Genomic DNA, 13,948 nt, shown 5'->3' with positions numbered 1-13,948 from the left:
GGAGTATTGCTTGTGGATAAGGTTCTGAACTTCACACAAGGCCGCGTGCCGCTGCTGATCAGCATGCCCCACGCCGGCCTGCGCCTCACACCCGCCGTCGAGGCAGGGTTGATCCCCGAGGCGCAAAGCCTGCCGGACACCGACTGGCACATCCCCACGCTGTATGACTTCGCCGAAGCCCTGGGTGCCAGCACCCTGTCGGCCGAATATTCGCGGTTTGTGATCGACCTGAATCGGCCCTCCGACGACAAGCCACTGTATGCCGGTGCAACCACCGGCCTGTACCCGGCCACGTTGTTCGAGGGTGTGCCGTTGTTCCGTGAAGGGCTGGAACCGAGCGAGACCGAGCGCGCCAGTTACCTGCAAAAGATCTGGGGCCCCTATCACCGCACGCTGCAAGAAGAACTGGCGCGGCTCAAGGCCGAGTTCGGTTATGCCTTGCTGTTTGACGCGCATTCGATTCGCTCGGTGATCCCGCACCTGTTCGACGGCAAGTTGCCGGACTTCAACCTTGGCACCTTCAACGGCGCTGCCTGTGATCCAGGACTGGCCAGCCAGTTGGAGGCCATCTGCGCCACCCATCCGCAGTACACCCATGTACTCAACGGACGTTTCAAGGGCGGCCATATCACCCGGCATTACGGTGACCCGGCGCAGGATATCCATGCTGTGCAGCTGGAGTTGTGCCAGAGCACTTACATGGAAGAGGTTGAGCCGTTCCGTTATCGCCCGGACGTGGCCGAGCCGACGCGGGTGGTGCTCAAGCAATTGCTGGAAGGGGTGTTAGCTTGGGGGCAAGCGCGCTATCGGTGAGTGGTGGTGTTGCTGAAATAGCTATCGGGGGCAAGCCCCCTCCCACATTGAACCGCGGTCATCCAGACAAAACGCGGGCAAGTGTGGGAGGGGGCTTGCCCCCGATGACGGTCTCACTGTCGCTCCTTTGCCGGCAGGCTCTACACGCCGCGGGCGTATCCACTCTGTGGACCCCGATGGCCGGGGGAGAGAAGGGCTGACACAGGTCTAAGCGCGCAAGGACATGCTCATTGCACAATTCGGGTTTATAGTGCCAGACGGCAAAATAAAAGACGTCCCCCCAGGGATGAACCCGACCCCTTACGGAGCGCGCAATGCAGACTTGGTACCCGCAGATCAAACCCTACGCCCGGCACGATCTGGCAGTCGATGACACCCACACGCTGTACGTCGATGAAAGTGGCTCCCCCGAAGGTTTGCCCGTCGTATTCATCCATGGTGGCCCTGGCGCAGGTTGCGACGCACAGAGCCGCTGCTATTTCGACCCGAACCTGTACCGCATCGTCACCTTCGACCAGCGTGGTTGCGGGCGCTCCACCCCTCGCGCCAGCCTGGAAAACAACACCACCTGGGACCTGGTCGCCGACCTGGAGCGCATCCGCGAGCACCTGGGCATCGACAAATGGGTGCTGTTCGGCGGTTCCTGGGGCTCGACCCTGGCCCTGGCCTACGCGCAAACCCATCCAGAGCGTGTGCATGGCCTGATCGTGCGTGGCATTTTCCTGGCCCGCCCGCAGGATATCGAATGGTTCTACCAGGCCGGTGCCAGCCGTCTGTTCCCGGATTACTGGCAGGATTACATCGCGCCAATCCCGGCGGAAGAGCGCCACGACATGATCGCGGCCTATCACAAGCGTCTCACCGGCAACGACCAAATCGCCCAGATGCACGCGGCCAAGGCCTGGTCCGGCTGGGAAGGCCGCATGCTGGGGCTGTGCCCGAGCCCGCAGCACGTGGAGCGGTTTTCCGAGCCGCAGCGCGCGCTGTCCATCGCGCGTATCGAATGTCACTACTTCACCAACAACTCCTTCCTGGAGCCCAACCAACTGATCCGCGATATGCACAAGATTGCGCATCTGCCTGGCGTAATCATCCACGGTCGCTACGATATGATCTGCCCGTTGGATAACGCTTGGGAGCTGCATCAGGCGTGGCCCAACAGCGAGCTGCAGGTGATTCGCGAGGCAGGCCATGCGGCGTCGGAGCCCGGTATTACCGATGCGCTGGTCCGCGCGACCGCTGAAATGGCACGGCGCCTGCTTGATCTTCCGCCTGAAGAAGCATGAAGGGCCTGTTGCAACGGGTGCGAGGCGCCCGGGTCGAGGTGGCGGGCGAAATCGTCGGCGCCGTCGATCAGGGGTTGCTGGTGCTGGTGGCTGTCGAGCCTTCGGATACGCCGGAGAGTGCCGATAAACTGCTGCACAAGCTGCTGAACTACCGGGTATTCAGTGACGACGAAGGCAAGATGAACCTATCGCTCAAGGATATCGACGGCGGTTTGTTGCTGGTGTCGCAGTTCACCCTGGCGGCGGATACCAAGAGCGGGCTGCGGCCGAGCTTCTCCACAGCGGCCCCGCCGGCCCTGGGAGCAGCGCTTTTCGATCATTTGCTGTTACAAGCGCAACAATTGCATGGCAAGGTGGCGTCGGGGCGTTTTGGCGCCGATATGCAGGTGCATTTGGTCAATGACGGGCCTGTCACCTTCCTCTTACAGACGTGAATGTATTAAAAACGACTTTTAATGCCTAAAAACGTAGGGTTTCGCTACAAATACTTCGTTATCCCTGATGCGTTGTTTCGCGGGCTACTAGATAATCGCGCGCTACGGGGATCAGCGTTGTTTGGTCCATTTTTGACTTAGGTAGAGACTTGTCCGACAACCGATGGGGAATCATTTTGCCCAAGGGGAGTCGGAACAATGCTCGCCAACCTGGCATATAGATAGCTGGCCGTTGGTTTTTTGATCTGTTTTCGGCGAGGGTTGCTCGTGATTGTTAGTCCCTGTAATGCACCAAAATTGTCAGCCAAACGGTTACGAAACGCACTGGTGACGGGCTCTGCCCTGTTTTGCCTGTTCGGCGCGGGTCAACTGTGGGCATTCAGTCTGGATGATGTGTCGGCCAAGGCAAAAGAGCTGGCCGGGCAGAAATACGAAGCTCCGCGCAGCAATCTGCCGAACGAATTCCGCGAAATGAAATTCGCGGACTACCAGAAGATTCGTTTCCGCAACGAAAAAGCCGAGTGGGCCGATCAGAACACCCCGTTCAAGCTGTCCTTCTATCACCAGGGTATGCACTTCGATACACCGGTGAAAATCAATGAAGTCACCGCCGACAGCGTCCAGGAAATCAAGTACGACCCGACGCGTTTCGATTTCGGCGACGTGAAGTTTGATCCTAAAGCCACCGAACAACTGGGTTATGCCGGCTTCCGTGTGCTGTACCCGATCAACAAGGCCGACAAGCAAGACGAAATCATGACCATGCTCGGCGCGAGCTACTTCCGCGTGGTCGGCAAGGGTCAGTCGTATGGCCTGTCCGCCCGTGGCATGGCGATCGATACTGCCTTGCCGTCCGGCGAAGAATTCCCGCGCTTCACCGAGTTCTGGATCGAACGTCCAAAGCCGGGTGAGAAACAACTGGTGATCTTTGCCCTTTTGGACTCGCCACGGGCTACCGGCGCTTATCGCCTGATCCTGCGTCCGGGCACCGACACCATTGTCGATGTGAAATCCCAGATGTTCCTGCGCGACAAGGTCACCAAACTGGGCGTAGCCCCGTTGACCAGCATGTACCTGTTCGGTGCGAACCAGCCGTCCAAAGTGCTGAACTACCGTCGCGAGCTGCACGATTCCAGCGGCCTGTCGATCCATGCCGGCAATGGCGAGTGGATCTGGCGTCCGCTGAACAACCCTAAACACCTGTCGGTCAGCAACTTCACCGTAGAGAACCCGAAAGGTTTCGGCCTGCTGCAACGCGGCCGCGACTTCAGCCACTACGAAGACCTCGACGACAACTACGACAAGCGCCCAAGCGCCTGGATCGAGCCTGAGGGCGACTGGGGCAAAGGCACCGTCAACCTGGTAGAGATTCCGACCGCCGATGAAACCAACGACAACATCGTTGCCTTCTGGAGCCCGGAAAAACTGCCGGAAGTGGGCCAGCCGCTGGACGTTTCCTACCGCCTGCACTGGACCATGGACGAGAAAGCCTTGCACCCGGCCGACAGCGCCTGGGTCAAGCAGACCCTGCGCTCCACCGGTGACGTGAAGCAATCCAACTTGATCCGCCAGCCTGACGGCAGCGTGGCCTACCTGGTCGACTTCGAGGGCCCGTCCCTCAAGGCGCTGCCGGCGGATGCCCCGGTGCGCAGCCAGGTCAGTGTCAGCGACAACGCCGAGCTGGTTGAAAACAGCGTGCGCTACAACGAGCACACCAAAGGCTGGCGCTTGACCCTGCGCATGAAGATCAAGGACGCAGGCAAGCCGACCGAAATGCGCGCGGCGCTGGTGCAGGATGTTGCACCGCCGGCCCCTGAGCAGGACTCGAGCCACGTGCTCAAGGCTGACAAGGTCCTGGCCAAGCAACACGAGAAACAGGCCAAGAAAGACGCGAAAGACAAGGAAGCCAAGCAGCCAGAAGCTGCCCCAGCCACGCCGGAGCCGATCAAGACCGAACAAGTCCTGACCGAAACCTGGAGCTATCAGTTGCCTGCCGATGAGTAATTCTCAAGTAACGCCTGAGACTCTGTCCGAGTACCTGGCGCATCTACCGATGACCGCTGAGCAGCGCGCCGAACTGGCGGGCTGCACATCCTTCACCGAGTTGCACGAGCGTTTGTCGTCGTCGACGTTCGACGCGCCCACCGACGCCGCCCAGGCGTCGGTAGGCCGCCGTTTGACCCTCAACACGGCCGAAGAGCTGCAAGACGCCGAAATGCTGGTGCTGGATGCCAGCGGCCGTGTGTGCCTCAAGGCCACGCCGCCGATTCGTCGTACCCGTGTGGTGCCGGAGCCGTGGCGTACCAATATCCTGGTGCGCGGCTGGCGTCGTCTCACCGGCCGCAGCAACCCGCCGGCCCCGCCGAAGGATGAGCGCGTATTGCCGGCCGCCCGCTGGCGCACCGTGGGTTCGATCCGCCGTTACATTCTGCTGGTGCTGATGCTCGGCCAGACCATCGTCGCCGGCTGGTACATGAAAGGCATCATGCCGTACCAGGGCTGGTCGCTGGTCGACTTCGACGAAATCCGCAACCAGACCTTGTTGCAAACCGCTACCCAGGTACTGCCTTACGCCCTGCAAACCAGCATCCTGATCATGTTCGGGATTTTGTTCTGCTGGGTCTCGGCGGGTTTCTGGACCGCGTTGATGGGCTTTCTGGAGCTGCTCACCGGCCACGATAAATACCGGATCTCCGGTAAGAGTGCCGGCGACGAGCCGATTCCGAAAGACGCCCGCACCGCGTTGGTGATGCCGATCTGCAACGAAGACGTGCCGCGTGTATTCGCGGGTCTGCGCGCGACGTTCGAGTCGGTCGCCGCCACCGGTGACCTCGACCGCTTCGACTTCTTCGTGCTCAGCGACAGTAATGACGCCGACATCTGCATCGCCGAACAGCAAGCCTGGCTCGACGTGTGCCGTGAAGCGGGTGGTTTCGGCAAGATCTTCTATCGCCGCCGTCGCCGTCGCGTAAAGCGCAAGAGCGGCAACCTCGACGACTTCTGCCGTCGTTGGGGCGGTGACTACAAATACATGGTCGTGCTCGACGCCGACAGCGTCATGAGCGGCGAATGCCTGACCAGCCTGGTGCGCCTGATGGAAGCCACGCCGGACGCCGGGATTATCCAGACCGCGCCGCGTGCGTCGGGCATGGACACCCTGTATGCACGCATGCAGCAGTTCGCGACCCGCGTCTACGGCCCGCTGTTTACCGCCGGCCTGCACTTCTGGCAGTTGGGTGAATCCCACTACTGGGGTCACAACGCGATTATCCGCATGAAGCCGTTTATCGAGCATTGCGCCCTGGCGCCATTGCCGGGCAAAGGCGCGTTCGCCGGTTCTATTCTGTCCCACGACTTTGTTGAAGCTGCGCTGATGCGTCGTGCCGGCTGGGGCGTGTGGATTGCCTACGACCTGCCGGGCAGCTACGAAGAACTGCCGCCGAACCTGCTGGACGAACTCAAGCGTGACCGTCGCTGGTGCCACGGTAACCTGATGAACTTCCGCCTGTTCCTGGTCAAGGGTATGCACCCGGTGCACCGCGCGGTGTTCCTGACCGGTGTGATGTCCTACCTGTCGGCACCGTTGTGGTTCCTGTTCCTGGTGCTGTCCACGGCCCTGCTGGCAGTGAACACCCTGATGGAGCCGCAGTACTTCATGGCGCCACGCCAGCTTTACCCACTGTGGCCGCAATGGCATCCGGACAAAGCGGTGGCGCTGTTCTCCACCACCATCGTGCTGTTGTTCCTGCCGAAGCTGCTGAGCATCATCCTGATCTGGGCCAAAGGCGCGAAAGAGTTCGGCGGCAAGTTCAAGGTGACCTTGTCGATGCTGCTGGAGATGCTGTTCTCCATGCTGCTGGCACCGGTACGGATGATCTTCCACACCCGTTTCGTACTCGCCGCGTTCCTCGGCTGGGCCGCGACCTGGAACTCGCCGCAGCGTGACGATGACTCCACCCCATGGGGTGAAGCGATCAAGCGCCATGGCACCCAGACCTTGCTCGGCTTCTTTTGGGCGTTGCTGGTGGTGTGGTTGAACCCAAGCTTCCTGTGGTGGCTGGTGCCGATCGTGGGGTCGCTGATGCTGTCGATCCCGGTGTCGGTGATTTCCAGCCGTGTCGGGCTGGGCCTCAAGTCCCGCGACGAGAGCCTGTTCCTGATCCCTGAGGAATACAATCCGCCGCAAGCGCTGCTGTCCACCGACAAGTACACCCACGAAAACCGTTGGCATGCGCTGAATGACGGCTTTGTGCGCTCGGTGGTCGACCCGCAGCAGAACGCCCTGGCCTGTGCCCTGGCGACCTCGCGTCACGCGCAGGCCGAGCCGATCGAGTACCTGCGTGCCGAACGTGTGCGTCACGCGTTGAAAGTCGGTCCTGCCGGCCTCAACAACGGTGAACGCCTGGCCTTGCTCAGTGACCCGGTAGCCCTGGCTCGCCTGCACGAGCAGGTCTGGAGCGAAGGCCATGCCGAGTGGCTCGCCGCCTGGCGGGAATCGATCAAGGCTGACCCGCACGCGCCGTTGCTGCCGCTGCAACCGCTGTCGTCCCAGGCCCAACCGGCCTGATTCAGACGCCCCCGAGGGTTCTCCTCGGGGGTGTTCCGAACGCTGGTCCTACAGCGTTTTTCGTTACTTTCCCTCTCGGCTTAACCTCTTGTTATTTCGAAACAAAAGACCCTTGTTCGAGGCGTATTGCCGTGCCCGTGGCTGAGTTAGCATCGCCCCGAATTTAACCGGCTACTGGGGTCTTCATGAGCAAAGGCTATTGTTCTGCGCTGCTGATCAGCGCTGTCGCATGGATTCACATGGGCCTGGCACAGGCTGGCGCGATTGACGACGCCGTTCGACGCGGCGCGCTCAAGGTCGGCACCACGCCCACCTACGTGCCCTTCGAAATGACCGATAAACAGGGACGCATCGTCGGCTTTGAAATCGACCTGCTCAAGGTCATGAGCCAAGCCTTGGGGGTCGAGCTTGAATTGGTCACTGTGCCCTACACCGAGCTGGTGGCGGGGTTGCAGGCAAAGAAATTCGACCTGATCGGCAGCGGCATGACCGTCACCCAGGAACGCAACCTCAAGCTCAACTTCAGCGACTCGTTCATCGTGGTCGGCCAGTCGGTGGTGTTGCACCCAAGGCTTCTGGGCAAGGTCAGCAGTGTCGAGGACCTGGATGACGCCAGTTACCGGATCGCCACCACCGAAGGCACCACGGGTGAGGCGGCAGCCCGACGGTTTTTGGGGGCGGCCCGCATCAGCAGTTTTGCCACTCCGGAAGAAGGGGTACGCCAGGTGTTGGCGGGAGCGGCCGATGCTTTTATTCATGACGCACCCTACAACCTGATCGCCCTGAGCCGCCCGGAAAACAGCACGCTGCTGGCACTTGAGCAACCCTTTACCTTCGAACCCTTGGCGTTCGGCTTGAAAAAGGGCGATTTCGACAGCCTCAACTGGATCAACCATTTTCTTAATCAAGTGGCCCAGGATGGGACCTACGATCGCCTGCACGACAAGTGGTTTAAAGACACCGATTGGTGGGTGGAAATCGACTGAAAGTCATAACTGCTTACACATCAACCGGTTGCCGGTACTCCTCTGCGTAAGTGTCTGCCCCTGAGCTTTGCCGCACCGATGTGGGGCTTTTCCGACATATGCCGATAACAAATAGCCGTGAAACCTTTGTGACGAGCAACGAGTGGGTTAGGATCGCACCCCGAAATGGTGCAGCCCTTTTGCGCGCCGACCTTACAAAAATCGTTCAGGGGACTTGATGATGAAAAAGTATCTTTCGATGCTGCTGCTCGGCGTCACCGCACTGGTCGCGGCCGCTGCGGTCCAGGCGGGTGCGATCGATGATGCGGTCAAGCGCGGCACGCTGAAAGTCGGCATGGACCCGACCTACATGCCGTTCGAAATGACAGACAAGCGCGGTGAAATCATCGGCTTCGAAGTCGACATCCTCAAGGCCATGGCCAAGTCCATGGGGGTCAAGCTGGAGCTGGTATCCACCGGCTACGACGGCATTATCCCCGCCTTCCTGACCGGCAAGTTCGACATGATCGGCAGCGGCATGACCCTGACTCAGGAACGCAACCTGCGCCTGAACTTCAGCGAACCCTTCATTGTGGTCGGCCAGACCCTGCTGATCCGCAAGGAACTGGAAGGCACCATCAAGTCCTACAAAGACTTGAACGACGAGAAATACCGCCTGACTTCCAAGCTGGGCACCACCGGTGAGATGGTCGCCAAAAAGTTGATCTCCAAAGCCAAGTACCACGGCTACGACAACGAGCAGGAAGGCGTGCTGGACGTGGTCAACGGCAAGGCCGATGCCTTTGTGTATGACGCGCCGTACAACGTGGTCGCCGAGAAAAAAGTCGGCAATGGCAAGCTGGTGTTCCTGGAAGAACCCTTCACCTTCGAACCCCTGGCGTTTGGCCTGAAGAAAGGCGACTACGACAGCATCAACTTCATCAACAACTTCCTGCACCAGATCCGCAACGACGGCACCTACGATCGCATCCATGACAAGTGGTTCAAGAACTCCGAGTGGCTCAAGGACATGGAATAAGGCTGGCGCGCGCCCGACTCTTTTGGATACTGAGTAAATGAAACAGAAAAAAGCCCAATGGCCCTGGCACCTGCTGACTGTGGTCGTGCTGGTTGGCCTGGCCGGTGCGCTGTACTACGCCACCTCGCTGATGTCCTACGAATGGCGCTGGAACCGCGTACCGCAGTACTTCGCCTACCAGGCTGAAGAGTCCCAACGCGCCGCTGACATCTCCACGGTTGTCGAGCTGGTCCGCAAAGGCGACGTCGCCGAAGTGACCTTGCGCAACGACGCCGGCACCGAGCAAAAACTGACTGTTGCCGACAACAGCCTGCAAGTGGCGCGCGGTGACGATGTCGCCGAAGGCGATGTGGTGGGCGTGACCCGGCATTGGGCGTTGGGGCCATTGATGTGGGGTTTGTGGACCACGCTATGGTTATCGGTGGTGTCCGGAATCCTCGGCCTGGCGATTGGTCTGGCGACCGGCTTGTGCCGCTTGTCCAGCAACCCGACCTTGCGTGATCTGTCGACGATCTACGTCGAGCTGGTGCGCGGTACGCCGCTATTGGTGCAGATCTTCATCTTCTATTTCTTTATCGGTACGGTGCTCAACCTGTCCCGGGAATTCGCCGGGATTGCGGCGCTGTCGCTGTTTACCGGTGCCTATGTGGCTGAAATCGTCCGCGCCGGTGTGCAGTCCATCACCCGTGGCCAGAACGAAGCCGCGCGCTCCCTGGGCCTGAGTGCCAGCCAGTCGATGCGCCATGTGGTACTGCCGCAGGCGTTCAAGCGCGTGCTGCCACCGCTGGCCGGGCAATTTATCAGCCTGGTCAAGGACACGTCCCTGGTGTCGGTGATCGCGATTACCGAATTGCTCAAGAGTGGCCGTGAAGTGATCACCACTTCATTTTCGCCGTTTGAAATCCTGTTCTGCGTGGCAGGCCTGTACCTGCTGATCAACCTGCCGCTGTCGAAAATGGCCAGCCGGCTTGAGCGGAGGCTCGCGCAAAGTGATTGAAGTCCGCGATCTGGTAAAAGTCTTCGACACTCGTGGCCATGTGGTCCGTGCGGTGGACCATGTGACCACCCGGGTGGCCAAGGGCGAAGTACTGGTAGTGATCGGCCCGTCCGGCTCCGGCAAGTCCACGTTCCTGCGTTGCCTCAACGGCCTGGAGGAGTTCGACTCCGGCTCGGTGAGCATCGACGGTTTGCAACTGGCCGACCCGAAGACCGACGTGAACGCCTACCGCCGCGAAGTCGGCATGGTGTTCCAGCACTTCAACCTGTTTCCGCACATGACCGTGCTGGAAAACCTGTGCCTGGCGCAGAAAGTCGTGCGCAAGCGCGGCAAGCAGGAGCGCGAGGCCAAGGCCCTGGCGCTGCTGGAGAAGGTCGGCATTGCACAGAAGGCCAATGAGTTCCCCTCACGCTTGTCCGGTGGCCAACAGCAACGAGTCGCGATTGCCCGGGCGTTGGCCATGGAGCCCAAGGTGATGCTGTTTGATGAGCCCACCTCGGCCCTCGACCCGGAAATGGTCGGCGAAGTGCTGGACGTGATGAAGACGCTCGCCTTGGAGGGCATGACCATGGTCTGTGTCACCCACGAAATGGGCTTTGCCCGTGAAGTGGCGGACCGCGTGCTGTTCTTCGATCATGGCAAGTTGCTGGAAGATGCGGCCCCGGCCGAGTTCTTCGACTCACCGAAAGACCCTCGCGCCCAGGCGTTCCTGCGCCAGGTCCTGTAGTCAACACTTCCAGAGCGCTAAAAGTTGACCTGCAGTGAGCGAGCTTGCTCGCGCTGGGCCGCGTAGCGGCCCCCATAAACCCATCCGCGTTTTTAAGCCAAATCGCAGTGGCAGGTTTTTAGGGCCGCTTCGCAGCCCAGCGCGAGCAAGCTCGCTCGCCACAACAAGCCAGCCGCCACACATGTGGTGAGTCTCAGAGCCTGAATTTGCCGACCAGTGTCTGCAGGTCAAGGCTCAATCTCGTCAACTGAACGCTCGCCGCCGCCGTTTCCTCGCTGGCGGCTGCGGTTTGTTCGGAAACATCCCGTACCTTCAACACACTGCGATTGATCTCCTCGGCCACGGCGCTTTGTTGTTCGGCGGCGGCGGCAATCTGCGGGTTCATTTCCTGGATGATCGATACCGTCCGGGCAATCGCCGCCAGTGCGTCGCCGGCGTCGCGGGTCAGGCCGACGCTGTGGTCGGTCAGGTGGCGGCTGCTGTCCATGATGTCGGCCACCTGTTGTGTACCGGCGTGCAGGCCGCTGATCAGCCCTTCGATTTCTTCGGCCGATTCCTGGGTGCGTTGCGCCAGGCTGCGTACTTCATCGGCTACCACCGCAAACCCTTCACCGGCATTGCCCGCGCGTGCGGCTTCGATGGCCGCGTTCAGCGCCAACAGGTTGGTTTGCTGGGACACGGACTTGATCACGTCCAGCACACTGCCGATTTTTTGGCTCTCCTGCTGCAGTGCCAGCATGGCGCGGCTGGACAGGGCCATTTCACTGGCCAGATGGCCGATCTCCTCAATGGCTTGTGCAACCACCTTGTCACCGGCGCTGGCCTGTTGGTCCGCTTCATTGGCCGCGATAGACGCCTGCTCGGCGTGCCGGGCGACCTCCTGGGCGGTGGCGAGCATTTCGTTCATGGCGGTGGCCACCTGATCGGTTTCGTCCTTTTGGTTGCTGAGCCCGGCGCGGGTCTGCTCGGAGACAGTGGACAGCTGTGTGGCGGCACTGGCGATTTGTCGGGCGCTGTCGCCAATACCGCTGATCAGGCCGCGCAGGTTGCGCGCCATTTGCCCGATGCTTTGCTGCAACTGGCCCAACTCATCCCGACGTTCCACCACCCCACTGTCGCTCAGGTTGCCCTCGGCAATGCGGTTGGCGGCTGCCAAGGCTTGGTGCAGCGGCAGCGCGATTTGGCGGGCGATCCACCAGGCCGCCAACGCCCCCAGCAACAGGGCGGCAACCGTGACGCTGACAAGCAACATGCGGGTGTGTTCCGCCTCGCTGTCACGCTTGACGATCTGGCTCTGGCTCACCCGTTCGGTTTGCTCGAGTAACTGGTTGAGCTGTTGCTCGAAGCGGTTTTGCGCGGTTTCGGTGGTGACTTGAGCGTCCTTGAGCATCAGTAGCTGCGCGCGATAATCCGCCAGGTCGGTTTCAAGCAACGTCGAGTCTACCGGCAGGCGCGTGACAGCGGCTTGAGCGATGGCCAGGGTGTCGAGCGCCTTGCCGAGCGTTTCTGCATAGGCCTGTAATGATTCCGCGGCCCAGGCAGGGCTGCGGGCACGCTCCTCCGCCTGCTCTATGGTTTGACGCAGGTTCTCGATGGCATCGAGTGCCTGCTGATCCTGCTGGTCGGGCAGTTCACTGGCCAACTGAGCGAGTGTATCGCCGGCCTGGAGTGTGGCCTTTTGCAGCAGGGGGTGGATGTTTTCGCGTCGTTCGATCAGCGGCGCAAGCTCCACGAGTACGGCTTTGAAACCGGCCACCAGGCGTCTCGCTTCCTGCAGGCTCTGCAGGTCGGCCGGGTCTTTGACGTGGTCTTGCAAGTAGTCGAGGTGCTGGTCGATTGTTCCAATCTGCAGGGTCATTTTGCCCAGGCTGGTGGCGTCTGTCAGGGTGCGGTACACGATACGATCGGCGCGCATGGCCTCTGCGACAGCGGCCAGTTGGCCCAGCACGATCAAGTTGCTTGAGCGGAAAAGCACCGCATTCAAGGCTTGCCAGCCAGTCATGGCGATGGCGAGGCTGAGGACCAGCACCTGGCCGAACCCCAGGGCAAGTTTGAGTCGGACGCTGGCGTTGACCAGCAAGCGGGTCAGCCGAGGAAACATGGTGAACCTCCAAATCTGATAAAGCGCGTAGACACGCTAATTCGATTCGGAGTGATGGCGGGCTGATAACTGTGTAGGAATTTTCACAAGTTGCGGCGGCCTCGACCGGCCGCCGCCGTAAGAACCGTCAGATACGGAAGCGCCCGACCAGGGTTTGCAGGTAGATACCCAGGCGCGCCAGCTCAGCGCTGGAGGCTGCGGTTTCTTCGCTGGCCGAAGAGGTTTGTTCCGACACATCGCGCACGTTCAACACACTGCGGTTGATCTCCTCGGCCACCGCGCTTTGCTGCTCGGCCGCCGTGGCGATCTGCGAATTCATCGCCTGGATGGTCGAGACCGTACGGGTGATGTTCGCCAGGGCGCTACCGGCACGGCGGGTCAGCTCGACGCTGCTGTCGGTCAGGCCACGGCTGTTGTCCATGATGCTTGCGACCTGTTGGGTGCCGTTTTGCAGGCCGACGATCAGCTCTTCGATCTCTTCGGTGGACTTCTGTGTGCGCTGGGCCAGGCTGCGTACCTCGTCCGCCACCACGGCGAAACCTCGCCCGGCTTCGCCGGCACGTGCGGCTTCAATCGCGGCGTTGAGGGCCAGCAGGTTGGTTTGCTGGGCCACGGACTTGATCACGTCGAGCACGCTGCCGATTTTGTCGCTTTCGCGCTTCAGGTCGCCCATGGCCGCCGTGGAGTTGCCCACTTCGGTGGCCAAGCGTTCGATCTGGGCGATGGCTTCGCCGACCACTTTGTCGCCTTCACGGGCCTGCTGGTCAGCGGCCACGGCAGCTTCGGAGGCTTCCTCGGCGTTGCGCGCCACTTCTTGCACGGTGGCGGCCATTTCGTTCATGGCGGTGGCGACCTGGTCGGTCTCGACCTTCTGGCTGTTGACCCCGGCGCTGGTTTGCTCGGTCACGGCGGACAGCTGTTCAGCGGCGCTGGCGATTTGGGTGACGCCGTCGCTGATGCCACCGATCAGCTCACGCAGGCCGACGGTCATGCTTTGCATGGCGCGTTGCAGTTGACCC

The 13,948-nt window shown here is 60.9% G+C and carries 10 protein-coding genes and 1 pseudogene; 9 read left to right on the top strand and 2 right to left on the bottom strand.

Translation table 11 applies throughout. From position 1 onward, the window contains the following. The first annotated feature begins 12 nt into the window (after positions 1-12). The 9 genes and pseudogenes from hutG (at position 13) to K7431_RS23165 (ending at position 10,828) form a co-directional block, all read left to right on the top strand. On the top strand, positions 13-813 hold the full coding sequence (gene hutG / locus K7431_RS23205) for an N-formylglutamate deformylase (RefSeq protein ID WP_012721781.1): 801 nt from the start codon (positions 13-15) through the stop codon (positions 811-813). A gap of 314 nt (positions 814-1,127) precedes the next feature. Then, entirely contained in the window at positions 1,128-2,099 is a 972-nt protein-coding gene (gene pip / locus K7431_RS23200; protein WP_012721782.1) for a prolyl aminopeptidase, read from the top strand. Continuing rightward, positions 2,096-2,533, top strand: a complete 438-nt coding sequence (gene dtd, locus K7431_RS23195) for a D-aminoacyl-tRNA deacylase (protein ID WP_012721783.1) — start codon at positions 2,096-2,098, stop codon at positions 2,531-2,533. Before pip ends, dtd begins: the two co-directional genes overlap by 4 nt. 267 nt (positions 2,534-2,800) lie before the next feature. Then, positions 2,801-4,537 carry a glucan biosynthesis protein G gene (locus K7431_RS23190; RefSeq protein ID WP_043206109.1) on the top strand — a complete coding sequence of 579 codons (1,737 nt, stop codon included), beginning with the start codon at positions 2,801-2,803 and terminating at the stop codon, positions 4,535-4,537. Beyond that, positions 4,530-7,102, top strand: a pseudogene (mdoH, locus tag K7431_RS23185) (glucans biosynthesis glucosyltransferase MdoH); the annotation flags it as partial. The gene K7431_RS23190 and the pseudogene mdoH, both read left to right, overlap by 8 nt. 183 nt (positions 7,103-7,285) lie before the next feature. Further along, on the top strand, positions 7,286-8,086 hold the full coding sequence (locus K7431_RS23180; RefSeq protein ID WP_012721786.1) for a transporter substrate-binding domain-containing protein: 801 nt from the start codon (positions 7,286-7,288) through the stop codon (positions 8,084-8,086). A 220-nt stretch (positions 8,087-8,306) separates the two neighbouring features. Then, positions 8,307-9,104, top strand: a complete 798-nt coding sequence (locus tag K7431_RS23175) for a transporter substrate-binding domain-containing protein (protein WP_043206111.1) — start codon at positions 8,307-8,309, stop codon at positions 9,102-9,104. 37 nt (positions 9,105-9,141) lie between these two features. Continuing rightward, positions 9,142-10,101 (top strand): amino acid ABC transporter permease, encoded by a 960-nt coding sequence (locus K7431_RS23170; protein ID WP_012721788.1) that lies wholly within the window; start codon positions 9,142-9,144, stop codon positions 10,099-10,101. Continuing rightward, entirely contained in the window at positions 10,094-10,828 is a 735-nt protein-coding gene (locus K7431_RS23165) for an amino acid ABC transporter ATP-binding protein (protein WP_012721789.1), read from the top strand. The genes K7431_RS23170 and K7431_RS23165 overlap by 8 nt, the downstream gene beginning before the upstream one ends. 193 nt (positions 10,829-11,021) lie before the next feature. Here K7431_RS23165 and K7431_RS23160 read toward each other — a convergent pair whose 3' ends face one another. Together K7431_RS23160 and K7431_RS31285 are read right to left on the bottom strand one after the other, a co-directional pair. Then, positions 11,022-12,929, bottom strand: coding sequence for a methyl-accepting chemotaxis protein (locus K7431_RS23160; RefSeq protein WP_012721790.1), 1,908 nt, complete (start codon positions 12,927-12,929; stop codon positions 11,022-11,024). Positions 12,930-13,056: 127 nt separating this feature from the next. After that, positions 13,057-13,761 (bottom strand): methyl-accepting chemotaxis protein, encoded by a 705-nt coding sequence (locus tag K7431_RS31285; protein ID WP_370636174.1) that lies wholly within the window; start codon positions 13,759-13,761, stop codon positions 13,057-13,059. Positions 13,762-13,948: the final 187 nt, after the last annotated feature.

It is taken from the genome of Pseudomonas fluorescens group sp., assembly GCF_020093335.1.
Classification (GTDB): domain Bacteria; phylum Pseudomonadota; class Gammaproteobacteria; order Pseudomonadales; family Pseudomonadaceae; genus Aquipseudomonas; species Aquipseudomonas petroselini.
Note: the sequence above shows the minus strand (reverse complement) of the source record. Positions and strands in the feature narration are given on the sequence as shown.

Coding starts and splice junctions, on each gene's coding strand:
- pip (WP_012721782.1), top strand. CDS start 1,128: ATGCAGACTTGGTACCCGCAGATCAAACCCTACGCCCGGCACGATCTG.
- dtd (WP_012721783.1), top strand. CDS start 2,096: ATGAAGGGCCTGTTGCAACGGGTGCGAGGCGCCCGGGTCGAGGTGGCG.
- K7431_RS23180 (WP_012721786.1), top strand. CDS start 7,286: ATGAGCAAAGGCTATTGTTCTGCGCTGCTGATCAGCGCTGTCGCATGG.
- K7431_RS23175 (WP_043206111.1), top strand. CDS start 8,307: ATGAAAAAGTATCTTTCGATGCTGCTGCTCGGCGTCACCGCACTGGTC.
- K7431_RS23170 (WP_012721788.1), top strand. CDS start 9,142: ATGAAACAGAAAAAAGCCCAATGGCCCTGGCACCTGCTGACTGTGGTC.
- K7431_RS23160 (WP_012721790.1), bottom strand. CDS start 12,929: ATGTTTCCTCGGCTGACCCGCTTGCTGGTCAACGCCAGCGTCCGACTC.
- K7431_RS31285 (WP_370636174.1), bottom strand. CDS start 13,761: ATGGCCGCCACCGTGCAAGAAGTGGCGCGCAACGCCGAGGAAGCCTCC.